Origin of the sequence: Variovorax sp. W2I14, from assembly GCF_050435205.1 — a bacterium.
Taxonomy (GTDB): Bacteria; Pseudomonadota; Gammaproteobacteria; order Burkholderiales; family Burkholderiaceae_C; genus Variovorax; species Variovorax paradoxus_C.
In genome coordinates this window covers 3,450,875-3,475,059 of the sequence record NZ_JBNDJX010000001.1, presented here as the reverse complement: position 1 = coordinate 3,475,059, position 24,185 = coordinate 3,450,875, and the positions used below count along the sequence as shown (strand labels likewise).

The window sequence follows — 24,185 nt, the reverse complement described above, 5'->3', positions numbered from 1 at the left end:
ACCCACCGGAATGCGCCGCGCATGCCGGCGCAAGAGAGGGCAGACGCCGCAGAACCGGCTGACCCGCGCGATCCCGGTGCTGCAGGACAACCGGATTCACCACCACGGGCAGTTCATCGGCATCGTGGTGGCCGAGACGATCGAGCAGGCCCGTCACGCGGCCAGGCTGGTGGCGGTGAGCTACGACGCGCGGCAGCCGGCCATCGGCTTCGATGACCATCTCGAGAACGCATATGCGCCGCCCATCGTGAATGCGGGGATCAAGACCGACTCGGCGCACGGCAACGCGGATGCCGGCCTGGCGGCGTCGGCGATGCGCGTGGATGCGGTGTACGACACGCCCATCGAGCACCACCACCCGATGGAGGCGCACTCGACCATCGCCGTCTGGAACGGCGACCGCGTGACCGTGCACCACTCGCTGCAGATGGTGGTGGAAGCCGTGCCGACGATTGCCGCCACCTTCGAGATCCCGCGCGAGAACGTGCGTGTGCATTCGCCCTTCGTGGGCGGCGGCTTCGGCAGCAAGATACAGACGCGCGACAACGCGGTGCTCGCCATCCTGGCGGCGCGCATCGTGCGCCGGCCGGTGAAGCTCATGCTGACGCGCCAGCAGATGTTCATGAACGTCGGCTTGCGCCAGCACAACCGGCAGCAGATCAGGCTGGGCGCGGACGCCGACGGCCGCCTGCAGGCCGTGGTCCACGAGACGATGACCCACACCTCGATGACCGAGGAGTTCGTCGAGCAGACGGGTGTGATGGCCCGGATGATGTATGCCACGCCGAACTCGCGCGTCACGCACCGCGTGTTCCGGTTGAACGTGCAGACGCCCAAGTGGACGCGCGCCCCGGGCGAGGCGCCGGCGAGCTTCGCGCTCGAATCGGCGATCGACGAGCTCGCGGCGGCGATGAAGCTCGATCCGATCGCGCTGCGGCTGCGCAACGACACCCCGATGGACGCCGACACCGGCCTGCCGTTCTCGTCGCGCTCGCTGGCCGAGGCCCTGCACCTGGGCGCGGAGCGATTCGGATGGCATGAACGCAAGGCCGAGCCGCGTGCCACCAAGCGCGGGCACTGGCTGATCGGCCATGGGGTGGCGGCGTCGTCGCGCGGCGCGCCGTTCCGCGGCGCATCGGCCAGGGTGAGCATCACCCGCCGCAGCCGCGTGGACGTGCATGCGCTGGTGGAGATGGCCGCCACCGACATCGGCACCGGCAGCTACACCATCGTGGCGCAGGCGGCGGCGGACGCGCTGGGGCTGCCGCTGGACCGCGTGGAGGTGCGGCTGGGCGACTCGGCCCTGCCGCGCACGCCCGGCTCGGGCGGGTCGTGGGGGGCGGGCACCTTCACCGCGGCCGCGCAGGCGGCGTGCCGCCAGGCGATGGATGAATTGCAGGCGCGCTCGACCCTGAAGTTCGTGCGCCCGCCCACGGTGGCCGAACTGATGCAGGCCGCCGGCGTGAACGCCCATTCGGCCAGCGTCGACATGCCCGGCCCGGAGCCTGCCAAGGCCACGCATTCGCACTACACCTTCGGCGCGAATTTCTGCGAGGTTTGGGTCGACGAGGACCTGGGCATCGTGAAGATCCCGCGCTTCACTGCGGCGATCGCCGCCGGCCGCATCCTCAACCCGAAGACCGCGCGTTCGCAGATCGTGGGCGGCATCGTCTGGGGGCTCGGCAACGCGCTGATGGAAGAGTCGGTGCTCGACACGCGGGACGGCAGCTTCATCACCCGCACGCTGGCCGACTACCACGTGCCGGTGAACCTGGACATCGGCGACATCGATGTCGTGTTCGTGCCGGAGACCGATCCGCGCGTGAACCCGATGGGCGCCAAGGGCATCGGCGAGATCGGTGTGATCAGCGTCGCCGCCGCGGTGGCGAATGCGGTCTACAACGCGACCGGGCGGCGCGTACGCTCGTTGCCGCTGACGCCGGACAAGCTGCTTGCGGGAGCCGCGGGCTGAGCTGTGGGATTTCGCCGATCTTTGTCCCGAGAGGGGGCGGTAAAAGCCTGTACTTGTTGCAGTAAGGATGCTAGTCCGGAACATTAATGCTTGTGCCGCTGCCACTTGCCGTTTGGTATCAGACATCTCGTACTCTCGACGCAGCGGACTTTCACATCAGACAACCGACATGCACGCCATCCTCATCCACGGCCTCGGCCGAACGCCCGTCTCGATGCTGCTGCTCGCCAGGCGCCTGCGCGCCAAGGGAATCACGACCCATCTGTTCGGCTATTCCGCCGCGTTCGAAGGCTGGGATGCGTGCGTCGCACGGCTTCGCGGATTCATCGCCACACGCACGCATGGCGAGCGCTTCATCGTGGTCGGGCATTCGCTGGGCTGCGTGTTGACCCGGGCCGTGTTGCCGACCTTGGCGCACGCGCCGGAACTCGGCGTTTTCCTGGCGCCGCCGAGCACGGCATCCAGCCTGGCGATCAGGCTGTCGAGGCGGTGGTTGTTCCGCGTGCTGACCGGCGAGATGGGCCAGTTGCTGGCCAGCCGGAACTTCATGGACGCCTTGCCGGTGCCCGACATTCCCTTGCGCGTGTACGCCGGCACCAAGGGGCCGCGCGGCAAGTGGATGCCGTTCGGCGACGAACCGAACGACGGCATCGTCTCGGTGAAGGAAGTTCAACTGGCATCGATCCCGGTGCAGCTGCTGCCGACCATCCACACCCTCATCATGAATTCACGCCAGGTGGCGGCCGATATCGGAGCGGCCTTGAAGCAGTGACATGCGCCGCGTCCGGCGTTGCGGCCGTTCGCCGCGATGCAAGCATGTCCACCGATCTTTCAAGGCCCGTCAGGTCCTTCCTGTGCCGCAGTGCTTCTTGGATGGTGTCTAGGCAGCCCCGGGGCGAACGACGATGCCGAGCGCGAGCCAGGCCTCCAGCGCGTCCACCACATCCCAGTGCTCGACCAGCAGGCCGTCTTGCAGGCGATAGCGGTCCGCCGTCGAGAAGTGCAGTGCCTTGCCCGTGGCCGGCACGCCGAAGAAGACGCCGGTGTGCGTCGCCTCCCATTGCGTCATCGCCATGAGGCCCTCATCCTCGACAAGGACCTCCTGGTGCACCGGCTTCAGGTCGGGCAAGCCCGTGTAGAAGGTCTTCACGAATTCCTTGTAGGCGGGCCGTACATCGATGTGCGATGCACCGCTCGATCGTGCCGCCTCCAACAGCGGACGGACATTGGCGCTGTGGCTCGAAAATTCCGGATGCAGATGGTCGTCGACGGCTGCTAGATCGTGCAGGTTGTAGAGCCGGCTGCGAAAGTCGAGAAAGCGTTCCCTGATGCGCGCGATGGGTGTCATTCGGTGGTCTTCCGTTGGTTGAAAAACCCAGCGTAGAGGGCCTAACATCCCTCGACAAGACAGGAAGTTATCCGGGTATAAAAAACACCGGTCTCACGCAATGACCTCACCGTCCAGCATCCCGGCGCGCGCCGAAATGGCCGCGTTCCTGCGCAGCCGCCGCGAGCGTTTGCAGCCCGCCGAAGTCGGCCTTCCGACCACGGCGAGGCGGCGCACGCCGGGCTTGCGGCGCGAAGAGGTGTGCCACCTCGCAGGCGTCGGCCTTGCCTGGTACACGTGGCTGGAGCAGGCGCGCGAGATCGAGGTGTCGGCGCATTTCCTCGACCGCATCGCCCAGGCACTGAAGCTCGATGCGACCGAGCGCGCGCATCTTTTCACCTTGGCGCACAACCGGCCGCCGCCGATCGTGCCCGGTCCTTCGCTCGCGGTCACGCCGCACCTGCGCCGCATGCTCGATGCAGTCACCGGGCCGGCCTATCTCGCCACCGCATCGATGCACGTGATTGCATGGAATGACGCGCTGTCGGCGGTGTTCGGCGACCTCTCGGTACTCGCGCCCGAAGACAGGAACATGCTGTGGCTGGTGTTCGCAAGCCCAGCGCACCGTGCGGCGATACCGCAGTGGGAAACCGATGCACGCGCCATGCTCGCGCGCTTTCGCGTCGAGTTCGGGCGACATCGCGACGATCCGGTTTTTCTCGCGTTGATCGAACGCCTGCAGGCCGCCAGCCCCGAATTCAGGCAATGGTGGCCGGACCACAACGTGAGCATGCGCACCGACCGGGCCAAGCGCTTCGAGGTGCGCGGTGTCGGGCGGATGGAACTGGAGCAAAGCTCGTTCATGGTCGAGGAGTCGCCGGACATGCGGCTCGTGGTCTACACGCCGGTCGATGCCCAGAGCGCGCGGAAGGTGAAGCTGCTGCAACGCCGCTGGAATGAACGTGATGCGCAACATCTCGGTTCAGCCCATCGTTAGCGAGCACGGCCGATTCCAGTGCAACTGCGTCGCGCGCAGCGTGGGTTCGTTACTGGTCCCGCTCCCGCACCGTGATGTAGCCATGCCCGAGTGCCTCCATCTGCGCAAGCATTCCGACCGCCTGCGCGAAGAGCGCCGGTTGCTCCTTGAAGGTAAAGCGCACGTGCTCAGGCAACTCGAGCGCCCCGGCGCCTTCAGGCGTGAGGGCGAGTGCGAGGCCTTCGCCCCGCACCGCGAGCGCCAGGACTTCCCCGCTACATGCCAGGTCCTGGCTCGTACGCTCCAGATACAGCGCGTCTTCTTCCAAGATGCCGGTGGGCGTCTTCCCACAGACGACGTGCAGTACGTCCAGCGGCTCGCCCAGCGAGGCAAAGCCGAGCGTGAGCCACAGCATGCCGTCGTCGTCGCCCACGAAGAGTTCAACCACGTCGAAAGCGGTGATGGCTACAGGTTCCGGCACGGCGTGATTCATTCGGAGTGGCGTGAAGGTTTTCGCGGGGACTCTAGGAGGCCGATGGCCGGCTCGCCAGTGTCGGAAGTCACCCCTCCCGGGTCGCGGGCATGCCTGCCGCTTGCTTGCATCGCCCTCGTACCATTGCCCACATGCGAACACTCCCACTCCCCACCGGCGGCGAGATGCCGGTCCTCGGCCTTGGTACCTGGCGCATGGGCGAGGTGGCCTCACGCCGCGCGGCCGAGGTCGCCGCGGTGCGCGAAGCCATCGTGCTGGGCTACCGGCTCATCGACACCGCCGAGATGTACGGCGAAGGCGGCGCCGAGACCGTGCTCGGCCAAGCCATCGGCGAGGCGCTGCGTGCGGGCGATGTGCGGCGCGATGAGCTCTTCATCGTGAGCAAGGTCTACCCGCACAACGCGAGCCGCCGCGGCACGCGCGAGGCTTGCGAGCGCAGCCTCAAACGATTGGGGCTCGATGCCATCGACCTCTACCTGCTGCACTGGCGCGGCAGCCATCCATTGCGCGAGACGGTCGAGGCGATGCATGCGCTGGTGTCTGACGGGCGCATCGGTCACTGGGGCGTGAGCAACTTCGACACCGACGACATGGAGGAGTTGGAGGGCGTGATCGGCGGCGGACCCGGCTGCGCAGCGAACCAGGTGTACCTGTCGCTCGGCGAGCGCGGCCCCGAGTTCAGCTTGCTGCCCTGGCTGCGCGAACGCGGCATGCCGTTGATGGCCTACAGCCCGATCGACCAAGGTGCATTGGCCGAAGGCGATGGGCTCAGTGAAATAGCCGAGCGCCTCGGCGTGACCGCCGCGCAGCTCGCGCTGGCCGCGGTGATCGCGCGGCCCGGCGTCGTCGCGATTCCGAAGGCGGTGCGCAGCGCGCATCTGAAAGAAAACCTTGCAGCCGCCGAACTGAAGCTCGATGCGGCGACCCTTGCCGAACTGGATCGCCTGCACCCACCGCCGCGGCGCAAGACGCCGCTGGCGATGATCTGATTTCCCTTAGTGCGCGTCAGCGTGCTTGGCCGCCGCAATCACGGCTTGCTCGTCGTGCTTCGCGCCGTTGAGGAACAGGTTCAACAACACCGCCGCAATCGACGCGAGCAAGATGCCCGACTCGATCAGCGAGTGGATCGCATGCGGCATCCACTGCTTGAAGTTGGGCGCGATCAGCGGAATCATCCCGACGCCGATCGACACCGCGACGATCATCGCGTTGTGGCGATTGTTCTTGAAGTCCACGCCCGAGAGAATGCGGATGCCGGTGGCCGCCACCATGCCGAACATCACGAGGCCCGCGCCGCCGAGCACCACGGTGGGCAATGACTCCACCAGCGCTGCCATCTTCGGCAGCAGGCCCAGCACGATGAGAATCACGCCGCCCGCCACGCACACATAGCGGCTCTTGATGCCGGTGACGGCCACAAGGCCCACGTTCTGCGAGAAGCTGGTGTACGGAAAGGTGTTGAAGATGCCGCCGATCAGCGTGCCCAGGCCGTCGGTGCGCAGACCCTTGGCCAGGTCCTTCTGCGTGATCTTGCGGTCGGTCATCTCGCCGAGCGCGAGGAACATGCCGGTGGATTCGATCATCACCACGATCATGATGAGCGTCATCGTCAAGATGAGGATCGGGTCGAACTGCGGCATGCCGAAGTGAAAGGGCAGCACGATGTCGACCCACGCGGCCTTGCCGACTTTCTCGTAGGTCATGAGGCCGGTGAACGTGGCGACGACCGCGCCGATCACGATGCCCAGCAGCACCGAGATGTTGGCGACGAAGCCCTTGGCGTACTTCACGATCAGAAGAATCGACACGAGCACCAGCGCCGCGACGCCGAAACCCGAGAGGTCCGCGTACTTGGGGTTGGGCACGGTGGGCATGATCGCGAAGCCCTTGGGCACCGCGGGAATGGAGCTGCCCGGCGAGGTGACTTCGGCGAGCCACTTGGCATACACCGGGTCGACCAGCGCGGGCGCCGTCGGCCCCACGGGGTTGCCGAAGATCCAGTTGATGCCCACGCGCATCAGGCTGATGCCGATGACCGCGATGATCGTGCCCGTGACCACCGGCGGAAAGAACCGCAGCATGCGGCTCACGAGCGGCGCGATGAGGATCGACACCACGCCCGCGCCGATGATCGCGCCGAAGAGCAACTGCGCGCCGTTCTGCCCGGGGTTGGCATTGGCGATCGCCACCATCGGTGCGACCGATGCGAAGGTCACGCCCATCATCACCGGCAGCTTGATGCCGAAGAACTGCGTGGCGCCCAGCGCCTGGATCAGCGTGGCGATGCCGCAGCAGAAGAGGTCGGCCGAAATGAGCAGCGCGACTTCATCGGGCGAGAGCTTGAGCGCGCGGCCGACGATGAGCGGCACTGCGACGGCGCCCGCGTACATCACCAGCACGTGCTGCAGGCCGAGGGCCGCGAGCTTGCCGGAGGGCAGGCGCTGGTCCACCGGATGGACTGTTGAAACAGCGGAAGAATCGGAAAGGGTCTCGGCCGTCATCGTGTATCTCCTGGCGCAGGCAAGGGGAGAAAAGGCGCGGACGGCGCGGCGTTTCGCGGCGTCCACAAAGTGTGTACGCGAAACTGTATACAATTTATGCGGCAATACGGATGCAGGAAAACCCGCATCGCAGCGCGCAATGGTGTCGGGCTGTTTCGGGTGGTTCTAGGCGAGCAGGGCCTTGACCAGGTCGAGTTGCCGGTCGGGCTTGTCGGTGCCCAGTTCGAGGCTCGCTTCGATGCGTTCGAGGTGCTCGGCCATGCAGACCACGGCACCTTCCACGTCGCCCTTGCGGCAGATGCGAAGGAAATCGGAGTGCTCGTCCGACGAGCAGTGCGGATCGTTCGACGAGTGATACAGCATCGCGATCAGCGAGCTGCGCGCCACCAGCTCGCGCACCAGTTCCGTCAACGTGTGGTTGCCCGTGGCTTCGGCCAGCGCCACGTGGAAGTCGCCCAGCACCTTCTCGCGCACCGTGCCCATCGCGGGGCTCTGGCGAAGCGCGGTGCGCTCGAACTTGATGTGCTGCTCCAGCACCTGGTAGTCGCGCGGCCGCGCATTCGCGATGAAGAGGCGCACCACTTCGCTCTCGAGGATGCGGCGCACCGCGAACACCTCGCGCGCCTCCTGCACCGTGGGCTGCGAGACGAAGGCGCCCTTGTCGGGAATCATCTCGATGAGCTTGTCCTTCGACAGCATCAGGAGCGCCGCGCGCACCTTCGTGCGGCTCACCGAATAGACGCGGCCCAGCGCTTCTTCGCGCAGCCACGTGCCGGGCGGCAGGCGCTTCTCGACGATCGCGGTGGCGATGTCCTGGGCGATGCGCTCGATGGAGCTTCCCTTGCCAACGGCTACACCGTTCTCGGCCGGCGTGGCGATGGGTTCGGTCGGGGCGGGGGTTTTGGAACTGGCGCGAGGCATGCGGCAATTGTGGCTCAGCGTTCGATGGCTTTGCCCGCACACGCTTGCATCACCCGCGCAGCGTGAAGCTTTCGAGCGCGCCCGTCATGGTCTTGGGCAGCGGCCGCGCGAGTTCGCCGCGCTTGCTGGTCCTGAGCTTCAGCGTGACCAGCGATTCGATGAGCTTGGTGCCCGCGGCCACGCCATCGATCACCGGCACGCCGAGCAGGTCGCCGATGTGCTCGCACAGGTCTGTCATGCCGGCGCAGCCGAGCACGATGCAGTCGGAGCCGTCTTCTTCGAGCGCGTGCCGGCATTCGTCGACGATGCGTTCGCGCGCGTTGGAACCCGGCTCTTCAAGCTCGAGCACCGGCAGCTCGCAGGCGCGCACGTTGGCGCAGAAGCGCTCCATGCCGTAGATCTCCGCCAGATGCCAGGCCTGGCCCATCGTGCGGCCCAGCGTGGTGACCACGCTGAAGCGGCTGCCGATCATGCTGGCCAGGTGCATCGCGGCCTCGGCGATGCCGACCACCGGACCGCGCGCGAGTTCGCGTGCAGCCTTCAGGCCCGGGTCGCCGAAGCAGGCGATCACGTAGCCGTCGATGCCCTCGCGCTCGCCCGCGGCAATCTCCTGCAGCAGGCCGGGCACGGCCAGCGCCTCGTCGTAGTGGCTCTCGATGGAAACCGGCCCCATGGCCGGGCTGACCGCGACGATTTCCGTGCCGGCGTGCGCCACCGCGCGGGCGCAGGCGCCGATCTTCTCGGTCATGCTCCAGGTGGTGTTGGGGTTGATGATCTTGATGCGCACGGCGCGGCCCTTTCTTTCTCTTCAGTGTTTCTTCAAGTCTTGTTGCTGCGGTTCAGGAGCACGTAGAGCACGAAGCCCAAGCCCATGCCGATGAACCATGCATAGTTCGCGCCACCGCGCAGCGCCGGCACCATCACGCAGAGGATGGGCACGAGCGCCGACGGCACCAGCGCCTGGATCGCCTTCGGGTTGTAGCCGCCGCTGTACCAGTACTTGCCCTGCTTGCTCATGGTGTAGAGCGCATCGACGTCGATCTTCTGCTTGCGCACGATGTAGTAGTCGGCAATCAAAATGCCGAACAGCGGGCCGATGAACGAGCCCAGCACGTCGAGCGTGTAGTGAATGACTTCGGGGCTGTTGTAGAGGTTCCACGGCGTCAGGAACACCGAGCCCACCGCGGCGATCATGCCGCCCGTGCGCCAGCTGATGTGCTGCGGCGCCACGTTCGAGAAGTCGAAGGCCGGCGAGACGAAGTTGGCGACGATGTTGATGCCGATGGTGGCGATCATGAAGGTCAGCGCGCCCAGCACGACGGCGGTGGTGCTGTCGATCTTGCCCACGGTGTGCACCGGATCGGTGATGAGTTCACCGAACACGGGCAGCGTGGCGGCGGTGGTGATCACGGTCAGCAGCGAGAAGAACACGAAGTTGATGGGCAGGCCCCAGAAGTTGCCCTTCTTCACCGCGTCGAAGCTCTTGCCGTAGCGCGAGAAGTCGCCGAAGTTGAGCATCGGGCCGCTGAAGTAGCTCACCACCAGCGCAATGGCCGAGAGCATCACCGGCAGCGCGTCCCAACCCTGGAACTTGATGCCGCCCAGGTTCAGGTCGATCTTGCTCCAGCCCGCCTTCCACACCAGCCAGCCGCACAGTACGGCCATCACCACGTACACGGCCGGGCCGGCCCAGTCGATGAACTTGCGGATCGCTTCCATGCCGTGCCAGAACACGAAGGCCTGCAGCACCCACATGACCATGAAGGCGACCCAGCCGAGCGCGGAGAGGCCGACAAAGCCGTACTGCGCGACATCGGCGTACGGCGCGAGGCCGGGCGCCATGTGCAGCGCCAGCACCATGAAGGCGGCCGACGCGAGATACGTCTGCACGCCGTACCAGGCCACCGCGATCAGCCCGCGGATGATGGCCGGGATGTTCGCGCCCAGCACGCCGAAGGACGCGCGGCACACCACCGGGTAGGGCACGCCCGTCACCTGGCTGGGCTTGGCCACGAGGTTGCAGAAGAACTGCACGATCACGATGCCCACCAGCAGCGACACCAGCACCTGCCAGCTCGACAGGCCCAGGGCGAACAGGCTGCCGGCGGTGATGTAGCCGCCCACGCTGTGCACGTCGGACATCCAGAACGCGAAGATGTTGTATTGCCCCCAGGTCTGCTTCTTGAGCGGCGCGAGGTCCTCGTTGGTCAGGCGCGGGTCGTAGCCGGGCTTGATGAGGGCGTTCGATTCCGCGTGCGGCGCAAGGCCCGCTTCGCTGGCCCCGGCGGGGGCGTGGCTCACGACTGTGCTCATGGTCTTTTCCTCGTGCAAGTGTTGGGAAGATGAAGCCCGTTTTTGACGCAAATATCGCGCCACATATCGAGTGCGTTATTTGTATACAAAAAATGCACGCAATCAAGACCATTCGGGGAATCATATATCCGTAGATTCCCTGATGCGGCTGGCCGTCAATGAAGTGCGTCGCCATTTCGCCCCCCAACGGCCGCAGTCAGGTTTGACTTCGCCAAGCGGGCGAAAGCCTACGGACGCTGCATTTACTGCGCGCGCGGCTCTTTGTCGCCGGCTCGCAGGTACTTCTTGAAGGTATTGCGAGACAGGCCTGTACGCCTGGCTCTCTCGCGAATGCACATCTGCTCGCGCAGGGCCCAGCGTCTACCGGTTGTTTGCCAGCCGAACTCAGAGCCCCTGGACGAGGTCTTCCTGTTCAAGGCCGGTGGGCGCCTCGATCACTCCGGACAGCCTCGATTGCCAGCCAATCAACCAGAGGTGGAGTTCGGCGTGTTCTGCTTGCGTGAGCTTCGCTCCTCGCAAGGCCACCTCGTCGAATTTGGTCAGCACCTCGCCCACGGGCAGCTGGACTGTCTCCGAGAGTCGCGTCGGGCGCTTTGCCCACTTGGGCGCGTCACCTGTCGCCAGCCACCGCGCATGGACACGGAAGTAGTCCGCGATGGCAAACAGATACGACGAGTTGATGCCGTTGTTGCGGCCGGAGAGCCAGTTCGAGATCGCGGGACGCGACACGCCGCAGTGTCGCGCCAGATCGGCCTGCCACCCCCGGTCAGCATTTGCCGCGAGCTCGTTCAATCGTTCGCTGAAACTGCCGCTCATCTGCATCGCTCCACAACTTTCAAGTCGAAACAAGGGGTGGGATCGGCCGCAACGGACCTTTGAAAATTGCGCTTTGACCGAGGCGGCCGAACAGAAGGTGCCGCCGCTTGCTCAGGGAACCGGAGCCGCAGCAATCCTGTTCGCAAGACGGCAGCAGTCGGCGGACATCGCGGCCCTTCGCACGCCTGCACGTTTGTCGAAAAAAGGTGAACTATTCCCGCTACTTCCTGAATTTGCTGTGACAAATGTTAACAGTTTCAGGCTCTTCGTTTGAAAATGTGAACCAAAGGTTTCCTGGAAAACCTGGACTCCCTGGCCCCGCGGCGCAGCACAGATGCTCTCAAGCCGCCGGAATGTTTCACGGAAAAAACAAACAAACGGACCTCCGAGCCGAAGATGCGAGACTTTTCTTTGTCCGATGTGCGGCTCTTCACGAAAGCCGCCCAACTCGGAGGATTGACGCCGGCGGCCGACGCCCTGAGCGTGCCCAAGGCGTCCGCTTCGCGCCAGCTCCAGCGGCTGGAAGCGATGGTCGGGCACCAGCTGCTGCATCGCGGCTCCGCGCGGTTTGCACTCACCGAAGAGGGGCGCGAGTTCCTGGTGGCGGCCCAGCATGTGCTGACCGTCCTGGACGACGTCATGGTGAGCCTTTCTTCAGGCGGTGGCACGGTGGCCGGGCGGCTGCGCGTGATCGCCCCTCAGTACTACGGCAGGGACCTGCTCGCGATGCACCTACCCCAATTCATGTCCACCTATCCGCAGCTCGAGGTTGCAGTCGAAACCGGGAACGACCTTGACGAGCTGTCCCGCGGAGAGGTCGACGTGGCGATCCGGCGCGGGCGGGAGGGCTGCGACGAAATGGTGGCGCGCCACCTGATGGACGAGCCCATGGTGCTGTGCGCCGCACCGTCCTACCTTGCGTCGCGCCTCGCCATCGAGAAAGTGTCCGACTTTGCGTCGCATGCATTCCTGGTCAGCGAATCCGAAGGGCGCAAGAAGGAAATCAGCCTCCCGACGATCGGCGAAACCCACCGGCTGAGCGTGGAGAGCGTATTTCAATCGGACGACCAGGAATTGATCCTCAAATTGACATTGGCGGCCAAGGGAATCGGGATGTTGCCTTTGTCGCTGGCGCAGTCGCATATCGACAGCGGCGCATTGGGGCCGGTATTGCCATCCCTGAATTTGTCGCCTCAGGAAATCAATCTGGTTTATTTGCCGTCGCGCCGCCATTCCCCAAAGATCAAGATTTTTGTTGATTACGTTGTGAATATCTTCAAACAGCCTTGATGCCCACCGGGCACTCGACCGGCGGTCGCTCCGCCCCGGACAGGCTCCCTCCCTTCCAGCCTTGTCGCCTGCATTCCGCAGGAGACCCGGCGTGCGCCACGAAGGTTCTTCGGGTGACGCCGGCTCACCAAGCTCGGAGTTGTCGAAAACGGGACTGTCGTTCCATACCGATAATTTTGTGGAAAGTTAACACAAAACTACTCATTTGAACGCGCGCTCAGTAACATTGAGAAATACTCTATAACAATCTGAGATCGACTGACAGCGACAGAGAAATCGTGCAGTCCTGCGGATGGCGGCCCTTTCGAGGCAATTCGAAAGAGGGCGCCGATCGCTCTTCCAAGCACCGGCCGTTGCAAAGGCCGGTGCTCCTCCCGCGGCCCGAGCCGCTCAAATTCATCACCGGCCCGAGCTGGAGGTGGACCCCTGTGTGTCTTGAATCTGGAGCAACCATGTCCATTAAAAAACTGACTCAAATCGTGTCCCGTCGTCGAATTTCCAATTTGGGAGCGTGCGCGTTCCTGCTCGCCGGTTTTGCCGGCTTTATCGGTTTTTCCGGACCGGCTGCGGCCCAATCCGCGCCCACCCTGGAGGCCGGCCAGAAGAAGGCCGTTGCCGTCGTCCTCACCCAGTCCAAGGTGGTGAAGGACGCACAGGGGAGGGAGCAACTGGTCGATGCCAGCTCGGTCAAGCCCGGCGACATCGTCGAGTACCGGGCCGTCTATACCAACAACACCGGCAAGCCGGTCACCGGCCTGGTGGCGGACCTTCCGATTCCCGAAGGTCTGGAGTACCAGCCGCGCAGCGCCAAGCCGGGCGCGGGCCTGGTCCAGGCCGCCGCCAAGGACGCCGTGTTCGGCGCGGAGCCGCTCATGCGCAAGGCCGCCGGCAACAACAAGACCGAGCCGGTGCCCTATGCCGACTACCGGTCGCTGCGCTGGACGCTGGGCCAGCTGCCCGCCAACGGCAGCACCGCCGTGAGCGCGCGCGCCAAGGTGGAGACGGTCGCGCCGGCCGCAACGCAGGCCTCGGTGGCAGCGCCGACGTCGCCGGCCGCGCCGGCACAGCGCTGATCCGGCGCCCCGCCTTCTTCACCGTATCCCCAGCGACCGATTTTTTCGAGTGCAGCCCGGCTGCCGCGATTTCGAGCAACGAAACACGGCAACCGGGTTTTTTCATGTCCCACCGCCTTTTTGACCACCGAGGAGAAACCACGTGATTTCCACCCTGCCAACCCGGCGCGGCATCGGCTTCAAGCCGACCGTGTCCTGGGCCGGCGCCGCAGCCTTGACGCTGGGCTTCCTGTTCGGAAGTTCAGCCGCCCTGGCCGCGGCCCCGCCTGCCAATACCGTCATCGGTAACCAGGCTTCAGCCACTTACTCCGACTCGGCCGGCACCACGCAGCTGGCCACGTCCAACCTGGTCCAGACCACGGTCCAGCAGGTGGGTTCCTTCACGCTCGACTCGGTCAACCAGGTCACGACGACCATCGTCAACACCAAGATCGGCGCCGCGGGTTCCATCGTCTATGCACCGCACACGCTGACCAACACCGGCAACGGTACCGACACGTTCACGCTGACGGTCGATGCCGACGCCGACAAGTTCTCCAAGGTCGAGGTCTACGCCGATGCCAACGGCGACGGCGTGCCCGACGGCACCACCCCGCTGTGCACGGCCGCAGCCGCGGGCGTCTGCAGCGTGCCCGCCCAGAGCGTGGCCGGCAACAACGGCGTGTTCCGCTTCGTCGTGGCGTACACGATCCCCGGCACGGCCAACGGTGCCGGTGCTTTTGAAACGGCGACCATCACCGCCACTCCGGGTACCACGGCGCTGTACACCGCGCCCAACACCTCGGCGGCCGACAAGGATCAGGTCACGCTGACGACGGACGCGGCGTTCAATGTCACCAAGTCGATCGGCATTCCGTCCGTGGCTGGTCCGGGCAATGGCGCCTGGCCGACCGCGACCAGCGGTGGTCCGCGCTCGACGGCGGCATGCGCCACGACCTGGTCGGCCGGCCTCGCTTCCAGCGCGACCTGCCAGTACACGGTCTACACGCTCACGTTCAACAACACGGGCGGCGCGCCAGGCAGGTTCGCAATGTCCGACGCGCTGCCGAGCGGCATGACCTACGTCGCGGGTTCCGCGGTGTGGAGCAGCGCACCCGGCACGGCACTGGGCGACGGCGTGGGCGGCGATCCGGCCGGCATCGACTTCCAGGTGAGCGGCAATACGCTGAACACCGTGGTTGCCGCGCTGGGCCAGAACGTGACGCAGACCGTGAGCTTCGTGGTGCTGGTGAACAGCAACGCGGCGATCGGCACCTCGACCACCACCAACGTGGCGAAGTTCGAGCCGGCCAACGTCCCCTTGACGATCACGGCGGCAGCCATCGGCACGCCGGGCTCGAGCACCAACCCGTCGGCCTACACGGTCGTGGCGAGCTACAGCATCGCGGTGGGTACCAACCCATCGACCGCTGCCACCGCCGTCGACACGACGCCCGGCACGCCCAACGGCACCGCAGCCGACCTGACCACGCGTCCTTCGGTCGTGGCCGGCGGCAGCGTCAAGTTCGCGCAGTCGGTGTTCAACGCGGGCACCGGCACCGACACCGTGAACCTCACGGTGGCGGCAGGCACGTTCCCGGCAGGCACGACCTTCGTGCTGTTCGCGGCCGACGGCGTCACGCCGCTGCTGGACACCACCGGCGACGGCGTGCCCGACACCGGCCCGATTGCGGCCGGCGGCAGTGTCAACATCGTGGTGCAGGCCAACGTGCCGTCCGCCACGGCAGTGGGCGCCGGTCCGTTCGCGGCCACGGTGACCGGCCGCTCCGCAGGCGACGCGACCAAGATCGATGCCACGCTCGATCGCGTGACCATCGTCGTCGGTTCGCTGGTCGACCTGACCAACACCGCGGCAGGCACGGGCACCGGCTCGGTGGCTGACGGCGACCTGGGCCCCGGCCCGAGCCCGCTGCCCACCTCGACCAATGCAACGGCCGCCGGCACCGGCACCGTGTTCGCGCTGTTCGTCAAGAACAACGACTCGGTCAACAACACCTACAGCCTGGCTGCCAGCCAGTCGACCAGCTTCCCCGGCACCCTGCCGACCGGCTGGACGGTGAAGTTCGTGGCGTCGGGCGGCACCTGCGCATCGGCGGCGATCACCAGCGTGGCCGTCAATGCCGGCGCGCAAGGCCAGGTCGCTGCCTGCGTGACGCCGCCTGCCACGCAGTCGCCCGTCACCGCGCAGAAGGTCTACTTCCAGGTGCAGTCCACCGCCGTCGCCTCGACCGGTGTGATCGTGTCCGACACGAAGACCGACGCCGTGACCGTGACCGCCGCACTGGTGTCGAGCGCCACGCTCACGCCGAACAACAGCGGCCAGCTCGCACCGGGCGGCACCGTGGTGTATCCGCACACGCTGACCAACACCGGCAACCAGAGCTGCGGTGCGTACACGCTGACGGCCACCGTGCCGGCGGCCGACGCCTCGCTCGGCTGGACCACCGCGATCTACCTGGACGTCAACGGTGACGGCCAGATCGACGCGGGCGACACGCTGGTGACCGGCCCGCAAGCCGGCCCGCTGGCCGTGGGCGCATCGCAGAAGCTGCTGGTGCGCGTGTTCGCACCGGGCGGCGCCAGCGCCGGCGCAACCGACACCACGACCGTGACCGCGACCTTCAGCGGCCCAGGTGGCTGCGGCGCCCCGTCGGCCACCGACATCAGCACCGTGATCACCGGCCAGATCCGCGTCCTCAAGACGCAGGCTGCCGACGTCGCCTGCGATGGCACGGCGGACGGCGCATTCGCGGCAGCACCGCTGTCGCTCAAGCCGGGCCAGTGCATCGTCTACAAGGTCGTCGCCACCAACGAAGGCACCTCGCCGGTCGCCAACATCGCGATCAACGATGCAGTGCCTGCGTACACCTCGCTGAGCGCCACGCAACCCACGGCTGCAACGCAGTGCACCTCGACCGGCGTGTCCGGTACGGCACTCGTCTACGCACAGACCGCCACCGCGGTGAGCTGCGGCAGCGCCAGCAATTCCGTGGCCCCGAGCGGCACGGCCACGTTGACCTTCGCCGTGAAGATCAACCAGTAACGACAAGGGTTTGAGTCGCCGGCGGGCCTTGCGGTCCGCCGGCTTTCGCGAGGCGCTGCCGCATCGGCTCGCTTCGCCTTTTTCCCTTGCCGCTTCCAACAAAGCAGCACGCAACCGCACCTGTATTTGCAGGCGGCAGAGGAAAAAGTTTTTTGAGTTTTGACGGCTCGCGCCGCGTGCGAGGGGCCGACGGAAGGTTCGTGGCGTGCAATTTCTTCTGGCGTACCTGAGCACCCGCTCGCAGCAATGGCGAGGCGGCATGGCCGCTGCCGTCGCTGCGATGGCGGTTCTGTGCTGCACGGTCGCCGGACCTGTCGCGCACGCCGCCGCGCCGGCCGGCGGCACCGTGCTGCGCAACGTCGCCACCGCCACCTATGTGCCGGCTGGCCTTGCGCAGACCGAGATTTCGAGCTCCAACAGCGTCGTCGCCAGCGTGCTGCCGGTGGAGGCGCTGGTGCTCACGCACGACCAGTCGGTCGACCGCCCGCCGGCCTCGGTCGTCACGCTGAGCCACCTGCTCACCAACACCGGCAACGTGCCGTCGAGTTACACCATCGGCCTGGCGAACAACGGTGCGGGCTGTCCGGCCGATGCGCTCGATCTCTCCGCGCTGCGCGTGGTGCGCGACAGCAACAACAACGGCGTGGTCGATGCGGCCGATCCGGTGCTGCCGCTGGGCGCCGGCGGCGCGATCGCACTGCAGCCCGGCGAAACCGCGGCGCTGCTGGTGCAGGGCACCGTGCCCGCCACGGCCACCGGGAGCGCCTGCGTGGTGCTCGGCGCCACCACCGCGCTGCAGAAACTCAGCGCGGTCAACCGCGACACCGTCACCGCGGGCGACGTGGCGGTGCTCGCGCTCACCAAGTCGGCCAGCTATCCGGGCCTCGTGGTGCCGGGCAGCACGCGCATCGACTTCACCGTGTCGAGCACCAACATCGGCGCGCGCGACGCCCGCCCCGGCAACACCGCCGCACCTGCCGGCACGCCGGTGCTGGTGAACGGCACGCCCACCGCCCTGTTGCTGGTGCGCGACCTCGTGCCCGCGGGCACGCGCTACATCGCGGGCAGCCTGCAGAGCACGGCGGCCGGCGCGGTGCGGCTGTTCCGCCTGCCGGGCGATGCGGACTTCAGCTATCGCACCGTGGACGACGCCTCGGCCGTCGAAGTGGCCATCGGCGTGCCGGCACCGCTGGCGCGCAATGCGTCGATCGCGATGCAGTTCGCGGTGCAGGTCAAGGCAGACCAGGCGGGGGACATCCGCAACACCGCGCAGGGCTACTACAACGACGGCGTGGCGCCGGCGGCGTCGCCCTCGAACACGGTGGTCATCACCTCGAGCCAGAACCGCATCGGCGTCGCCAAGGCGGCCTCGACGCCGCGCATGAACCACGGCGCTGACGGCCAGCTCGACGGCACCGCCACCGTGAGCTTCAGCGTCAACGTGCGCAACTACGGCGCCGTGTGGCTCTACGGCGTGCAGGTGGCCGACCTCATGGAAGGCAGCGGCACCACGCAGTTCGGCGCCTTCACTCCGGCGGCCGTGCCGGCCGCGAACCAGTACACGATCGTGCCGGGCTCGCTGGCCATCGCCAGCAACCAGGGCAATGGCGTGAGCGGCACCGTGGCCGCCGTCAACAGCGCGTTCAACGGCACCGCCGGTGCAGAGAACCTGCTCGCACCCGGCGCGGTGCTGCCGGTGGGTGCGCAGTTCACCGTGCGCTTCGACGTGCGCTTCAATGTCGGCGGCCGCGCCGGCACGCTCCTGAACACCGCGCGCGCGCAGGGTGCGCTCGCGCCCGGCGGGGCACCCGTGGCCTTCGACGATTCGGTCAACGGCAGCAACCCTGATGCCGACGGCGACGGCAATCCGAACAACGACAGCTCGCCCACGCCGGTGTCCACGCAGTTGCCCACGCTCTCGCTGGTCAAGACCGCCTCGGCGCCGCGCCGAGTGGCGCAGGGCGTGTACGAGCTCGACTACCACCTGAAGGTGACCAACACCGGCGTGGCCGCGGCGCCGAACCTGCGGCTCATCGACAACCTGAACTGCACCTTCGACATGGACAAGCCCGACGGCCTCGTGGCCGCCTGGGAACTGATCGCACCGCCGAAGGCGCGCAACGGCGTGCTCAACGCGGCGGCCGGCTTCACGGGCCGCGCGAGCTGCGACCGCGAGTCGCTGGCGAGCAGCGATCCGTTCAAGCTGCCGACCGAGGCCGTGCTGAGCGTGACCGACGGCAGCCGCTCGCTCGCGCCGGGCCAGAGCGAAGAGCTGTCGTTCACCGTGCGCATGACGCAGAAGCCCGCGGCCATCGGCGGGCGCATGGCTGTCACCAACAAGGGCTGGGCCGCGGCCTTCGACCAGAACACGGTGAACGTCACGCCGGCCATGCTGGTGGTGGCGAGCGCGAGCTCGGTGCAGTCGCTGCTGGTCGATCCGCAGGGCGTGGTCTACAACGCGGTCACGCGCGAGCCGGTGGCCGGCGCGGTCGTCACGTTCACGCGCCAGTCGTGCAGCAGCGGGGCGGTCACGCCGATCACCACGGACCAGTTGTACGGCGGCGCGTCGGGCCTCTACACGGTCAATGCCAACGGCAGCGTCTCGATGGTCACCGGCGCCGACGGCGGCTACCAGTTCTACCTGCAGTCGCCGCCGGTCACCGGCTCGTGCACCTATGCGATCGGCGTGGTGCCGCCCGCGGGCAGCGGCTACGTGGCGCCGTCGCAGCTCATCCCGGCCACGGCCGGCACCTTCAGCCGCTGCGGCGCCATCGTGCCCAATGCCGGCGCGCCGCAAGGGGCGGATGCGACAACCCATTACTTCTCGGTCAACGCAGGCCTGGACGCCGCGGGCGCCGCCTGCGACGTGGTGCACAACCACATCCCGCTCGATCCGGGGAATGTGCTCGGGCTGGTGCTGCGCAAGGAAGGCAGCAAGCGCCAGGCCGAGTTCGGCGACTTCATGGACTACGCCCTGGTCGTCACCAACAAGACCGGATTTCCGGTCACCGGCGTGCGCCTGTCCGACACGCTGCCGCCGGGCTTTGCTTATGTGACCAAGAGCGTGCGGCTGAATGGCGCGGCGGCGGTCGATCCGGTCGGCGGCGCGGGCCCGCAGTTGTTCTTCGACTACCCGGCGCTGAAGCTGGGCGTGGACCAGTCGGCCACGGTGCGCTATCGCGTGCGCATCGGCGTGGGCGCGCCCACCAACGGCGACGCCGTCAACCGCGCGCGCGCGAACTCGGGCCCGATGCAGTCGAACCTGGCGAGCTGGACCGTGCGCGTGACCGGCGGCGTGTTCTCCGACGACGCCTTCATGTTCGGCAAGGTCTACATGGACTGCAAGCGCAACGGGCGGCAAAAGGGCGACGATGAAATCGGCGTACCCGGCGTGCGCCTCTACATGGAAGACGGCACCCACGTCATCACCGACGTGGAGGGCAAGTGGAGCCTGTACGGCCTGAAGCCCCTCACGCACGTGCTGCGCATCGACCAGACCACGCTGCCCCGCGGGGCGCAGCTCGCGGTGCTCGACAACCGCAATGCCGGCCGTCCCGAGAGCCGTTTCGTCGACCTGAAGAAGGGCGAGTTCCACAAGGCCAACTTCATCATCGGCAACTGCGACGCACCCGACGTGATGAACGACGTGATCGCGCGCCGCGCGGCCATCGCCGCCATCCCTGACACCGAAGCCGAAGCGCAGGTGCGCATGCGGCTCGACCCCGAAGGCCGCATCGTGCCGGTGGGCGACGTGCGCTCGCTGCCCGCCAGCGGCCAGTCGTCGGTCACGGGCAGCACCGGCAGCACCGGTTCCACGCTCGCCAACTCGGCACCGCTCATCGCGATGCCGGTGGCACCGTCGGGCGCAAGCAGCTTCGTCAACGGCGCATCGGGCACGGCGAGCGGCACGCTCGGCGCCAGCGCCGCGCCGGCACCCACGCCCGCCGGCAGCCTGTTCGCGGCATTGAACGGCCTGCCCACCAACGCGCAGGGCGCTTCGGCCACGGGTGGCGGTGCGGCCGGCGTGGGCGCCTTCGCCAGCCGGCCGGTCAACACCAGCACCCAGATGCTCGAGCCGCGCGCCAACCCGCTGCTGCCGCAGGCCGTGCCCAGCCTGGTCGAACTTGAAGCACTGCTGCCGCGGATCGAAGGCAACGCCCTCGGCTTCATCGACCTGAAGGACGGCGACACGCTGCCGGCCCAGTCGGTCAATGTGCGCGTGAAGGGCGAGGCCGGCCTCGCGCTGCGCCTCACCGTCAACGGCAAGGCCATCGAGGAGCGGCGCGTCGGCAAGAAGACCCAGCTCGATGCGAAGAAGCTCGGCGCCTGGGAATACATCGGCGTGGTGCTGCAGCCCGGCGCCAACCGCCTGTTGCTGGAGGGCATGGACCCCTTCGGCAACGCGCGAGGCGCCGCGCAGCAGATCACCGTGGTCGCGCCCGACAAGCTCGGTGCGATCCAGGTCGAGCTGCCCGCGTCCGCGCAGGCCGACCTGCGCACGCCCGTGATCGTGAAGGTACGCCTGACCGATGCCGCCGGCGTGCCCGTGACCGCGCGCACCCAGCTCACGCTGGAAACCGACCGCGGCCGATGGCTCGACGAAGACCTGAACCCCGCCGAGCCGGGCACGCAGGTCTTCATGGAAGGCGGCGCGGCCGAGTTCCGCCTGCTGCCGCCCGGCGAACCCGGTGATGCGCGCCTGCGCGTGACGGCCGGCAGCTTCGTGAAGGAAGTGCGCCTCGCGCTCTTGCCCGAGATGCGGCCAATGATCGGCGTGGGCATCGTCGAAGGCGTGCTCGACCTCACCAGGCGCGGCGGCGTGCCGTTGGGCGCCATGCCTGCCGGCGCCGCCTTCGAGGCCGAGCTCGCCGGCCTGGCCGACGAGAGCAACAACCGCCGCGCGGCCGCCCGCAGCGCCTTCTTCTTCAAGGGCACCGTCAAGGGCGAGTACCTGCTCACGGCCGCCTACGACTCGGCCAAGGCGCGCGACGACCGCCTGTTCCGCGACATCCGGCCCGACGAGTTCTATCCGGTGTACGGCGATTCGTCGGTCAAGGGCTTCGACGCGCAGAGCACGCAGAAGCTCTACGTGCGCATCGACAAGAACCGGTCGTACCTGCTGTACGGCGACTTCACCACCGCCAGCAGCACCGAGGTGCGCAACCTGAGCCAGAACAACCGCGCGCTCACGGGCGCCAAGCACGTGTACGACGACGGCAACGTGCGCGCCACCAGCTTCTTCTCGCGCACTGCGCAGACGCAGCAGGTGGAAGAGTTCCGCGCGGTCGGCACCTCGGGCCCGTACTACCTGAGCGCCACGGGCGGCGAGTTCGTCGACAACAGCGAGCAGGTCGAGGTGGTGGTGCGCGACCGCAACCAGCCCAACCTCGTGCTGCAGCGCACGACGGTCGCGCGCTTCGTGGACTACACGATCGAGCCGCTCACCCGCCGCATCCTGTTCACGCATGCGATCTCCTCGGTCGATGCGAACCTCAATCCGCAGTCGATCCGCGTGACCTACGAGGTCGATGCCGGCGGGCCGAAGTTCAACGTGGCCGGCACCGACGTGCAGGTGAAGGTGACCGACAACCTGCAACTGGGCGTGGTCGCGAGTACCGACGAGAACCCCGAGAACCGCCGCAAGCTCGGCGCGCTCACCGCGGTGGCGCGCGTGGGCGAGAACACCACCATGGCTGGCGAGTGGGTGCGCACCGAGTCCGACAAGAACGGCAAGGGCAGCGGCGGCCGCGTGGAGCTGCGCCACCAGACCGAAGACCTCGCCGTGGTGGCGCTGGCCAACAAGACCAGCACCGGCTTCGACAACCCCGGCGCGAGTTTCTCGGCCGGGCGCACCGAAGCCTCGGCGCGCGCCGAGTACCGCATCGACACCAGCACCGCGCTGCGCGGCGAGGCGCTCTTCAGCCAGGACGCGCTGCTCGGCGGCAGCCGCCGCGGCTTCACCGCCAGCGTGCAGAAGAAGGTCGGCGAGCAACTGGTCGCCGAAGTGGGCCTGCGCCACGGGCAGAGCGGCGCGGGCCTGGGCACCAGCTCGGGTTTCGACTACGGCCAGATCTCGACCTACAGCGGCAATCTCGGCAGCGGCGTGGGCGCGGGCAACGTCACCGCGTTGGGCGCCGCGGCCGCCGCGAATGCGAATGTGGAAGACCTGACGACCGTGCGCGCGCGCATCTCGGCCCAGGTGCCGGGCCTGCCGCAGGCCAATGTGTTCGTCGAGGGCGAGCAGGACATACGCAAGTCCGATCGCCATGTGCTGGCCATCGGCGGCAACTACGCCGTGACCGACAAGACGCGCATCTACGGCCGCTACGAATTGGTCTCCAGCCTCTACAGCCAGGACGAACTCGGCACGACCGGCTCGAACAACGTCGGCATCCTGGGCATCGAGAGCAGCTACATGGAAGGCGGCCGCGTCTACAGCGAATACCGGCTGGCCGACAGCATCGACGGCCGGGCCGCGCAGGCGGCCACCGGCGTGCGCAACACCTTCAAGCTCAACGACCAGTGGCGCCTGACCGGCGGCATCGAGCACACGCGCCAGCTCGGCGGCCTGGCCAACAGCGGCAACACCGGCACGGCCTATTCGGGCGGCCTCGGCCAATCGACGGCCATCACCGGCGGCGTCGAGTACGGCACCGAGCGCGTCAAGGCGAGCGGCGTGCTCGAAGGCCGGCGTGGCGACGATGCGAACACGCGCCTGTTCAGCGCCGGCTTCGGCTACAAGATCGATCGCGCGTGGAGCCTGCTCGCACGCAGCGTGATGAGCGACAGCGAAGGGCAGGGCACCAACGCGGGCAACGAGCATCACCTGGCGCGCCACCAGATCGGCCTGGCCTACCGTCCCGTCGACACCGACAGCTGGAATGCGCTGATGCGCTACGAGCGCCGTTCCGAGCGCGTGGTGGGCACCGGCAGTTCGACCGGTGCGCTCGACGGCGCGAGCGTCTTCGGTTCGGGCTCGGGCAATGCGAGCTTGCCGGGCAGCACGAGCGCCGACATCGTCTCGGCCCACCTCAACTACAACCCGCGTCCCGGCACCGTGATCAACGGGCGCTACGCGGCCAAGTGGTCGCGCGCCGACGACGGCTGGCTCAGGAGCACCTACTGGGCGCACCTGCTGCAGGCGCGCTACACGCAGGACATCGACAAGGACTGGGACTTCGGCATCCAGGCCGGCCTCTTGTACGGCAAGGGCGGTGCGCTGCAGAAGACGCTGGGCGTCGAAGTGGGCTACCAGGCGATGACGAACCTGTGGGTCTCGGTGGGCTACAACGTCGTCGGCCTCAAGGACCGCGACCTCACCGCCAACGAATACACCAGCAAGGGTGCGTACATTCGCCTGCGCTTCAAGTTCGACGAGACGGGGCTCGGCTTCCCCTCGGCAGGCGCCGCGAGCGCGAATGCGGCAGCCCGCCCATGACAAGAAAAGATTCGGCCGGCAT

The 24,185-nt window shown here is 67.2% G+C and carries 15 protein-coding genes; 8 read left to right on the top strand and 7 right to left on the bottom strand.

Translation table 11 applies throughout. The features are described 5' to 3' along the window. Positions 1 to 10: 10 nt before the first annotated feature. Positions 11 to 1,972 carry a xanthine dehydrogenase family protein molybdopterin-binding subunit gene (locus QF040_RS16255; protein WP_429611925.1) on the top strand — a complete coding sequence of 654 codons (1,962 nt, stop codon included), beginning with the start codon at positions 11 to 13 and terminating at the stop codon, positions 1,970 to 1,972. Positions 1,973 to 2,141: 169 nt separating this feature from the next. Then, positions 2,142 to 2,744, top strand: coding sequence for an esterase/lipase family protein (locus QF040_RS16250; protein ID WP_429611924.1), 603 nt, complete (start codon positions 2,142 to 2,144; stop codon positions 2,742 to 2,744). Positions 2,745 to 2,852: 108 nt separating this feature from the next. On the opposite strand, the gene QF040_RS16245 is transcribed toward QF040_RS16250, so the two are convergent. Continuing rightward, the gene (locus QF040_RS16245; protein ID WP_429611923.1) at positions 2,853 to 3,320 is read right to left on the bottom strand and encodes an ester cyclase; all 468 of its coding nucleotides are present in this window, start codon (positions 3,318 to 3,320) and stop codon (positions 2,853 to 2,855) included. A 100-nt stretch (positions 3,321 to 3,420) separates the two neighbouring features. Here QF040_RS16245 and QF040_RS16240 point away from each other — a divergent pair, with 100 nt between their 5' ends. Continuing rightward, positions 3,421 to 4,296, top strand: coding sequence for a helix-turn-helix transcriptional regulator (locus QF040_RS16240; protein WP_429611922.1), 876 nt, complete (start codon positions 3,421 to 3,423; stop codon positions 4,294 to 4,296). Between the two features lie 49 nt (positions 4,297 to 4,345). Here the strand turns inward: QF040_RS16240 and QF040_RS16235 are convergent, their stop codons facing one another. Beyond that, on the bottom strand, positions 4,346 to 4,756 hold the full coding sequence (locus QF040_RS16235; RefSeq protein ID WP_429611921.1) for a hypothetical protein: 411 nt from the start codon (positions 4,754 to 4,756) through the stop codon (positions 4,346 to 4,348). 143 nt (positions 4,757 to 4,899) lie between these two features. Between QF040_RS16235 and QF040_RS16230 the strand changes: the two genes are divergently transcribed. Next, positions 4,900 to 5,757: an aldo/keto reductase gene (locus QF040_RS16230; RefSeq protein ID WP_429611920.1), complete on the top strand. Its 858-nt coding sequence runs from the start codon at positions 4,900 to 4,902 to the stop codon at positions 5,755 to 5,757. A gap of 6 nt (positions 5,758 to 5,763) precedes the next feature. Here QF040_RS16230 and QF040_RS16225 read toward each other — a convergent pair whose 3' ends face one another. The 5 genes from QF040_RS16225 to QF040_RS16205 form a co-directional block, all read right to left on the bottom strand. Next, on the bottom strand, positions 5,764 to 7,269 hold the full coding sequence (locus QF040_RS16225; protein WP_429611919.1) for a nucleobase:cation symporter-2 family protein: 1,506 nt from the start codon (positions 7,267 to 7,269) through the stop codon (positions 5,764 to 5,766). Positions 7,270 to 7,434: 165 nt separating this feature from the next. Then, positions 7,435 to 8,190 carry a GntR family transcriptional regulator gene (locus QF040_RS16220; RefSeq protein WP_429611918.1) on the bottom strand — a complete coding sequence of 252 codons (756 nt, stop codon included), beginning with the start codon at positions 8,188 to 8,190 and terminating at the stop codon, positions 7,435 to 7,437. A 49-nt stretch (positions 8,191 to 8,239) separates the two neighbouring features. After that, positions 8,240 to 8,977: an aspartate/glutamate racemase family protein gene (locus QF040_RS16215; protein ID WP_429611917.1), complete on the bottom strand. Its 738-nt coding sequence runs from the start codon at positions 8,975 to 8,977 to the stop codon at positions 8,240 to 8,242. A 32-nt stretch (positions 8,978 to 9,009) separates the two neighbouring features. Further along, entirely contained in the window at positions 9,010 to 10,503 is a 1,494-nt protein-coding gene (locus QF040_RS16210) for an NCS1 family nucleobase:cation symporter-1 (protein ID WP_429611916.1), read from the bottom strand. A gap of 384 nt (positions 10,504 to 10,887) precedes the next feature. Further along, on the bottom strand, positions 10,888 to 11,319 hold the full coding sequence (locus QF040_RS16205) for a helix-turn-helix domain-containing protein (protein ID WP_429611915.1): 432 nt from the start codon (positions 11,317 to 11,319) through the stop codon (positions 10,888 to 10,890). A 396-nt stretch (positions 11,320 to 11,715) separates the two neighbouring features. Here QF040_RS16205 and QF040_RS16200 point away from each other — a divergent pair, with 396 nt between their 5' ends. The 4 genes from QF040_RS16200 to QF040_RS16185 all read left to right on the top strand — a co-directional run bounded on the left by QF040_RS16200 (position 11,716) and on the right by QF040_RS16185 (position 24,163). Continuing rightward, complete coding sequence (locus tag QF040_RS16200; protein ID WP_429611914.1) at positions 11,716 to 12,609, top strand: LysR family transcriptional regulator; 894 nt, start codon at positions 11,716 to 11,718, stop codon at positions 12,607 to 12,609. A gap of 452 nt (positions 12,610 to 13,061) precedes the next feature. Further along, complete coding sequence (locus QF040_RS16195) at positions 13,062 to 13,682, top strand: hypothetical protein (RefSeq protein WP_429611913.1); 621 nt, start codon at positions 13,062 to 13,064, stop codon at positions 13,680 to 13,682. Between the two features lie 142 nt (positions 13,683 to 13,824). Next, a complete protein-coding gene (locus QF040_RS16190) occupies positions 13,825 to 16,725 on the top strand; it encodes a beta strand repeat-containing protein (RefSeq protein WP_429611912.1) in 2,901 nt (966 codons plus the stop codon). Between the two features lie 205 nt (positions 16,726 to 16,930). Continuing rightward, positions 16,931 to 24,163 (top strand): hypothetical protein, encoded by a 7,233-nt coding sequence (locus QF040_RS16185; protein ID WP_429611911.1) that lies wholly within the window; start codon positions 16,931 to 16,933, stop codon positions 24,161 to 24,163. Positions 24,164 to 24,185: the final 22 nt, after the last annotated feature.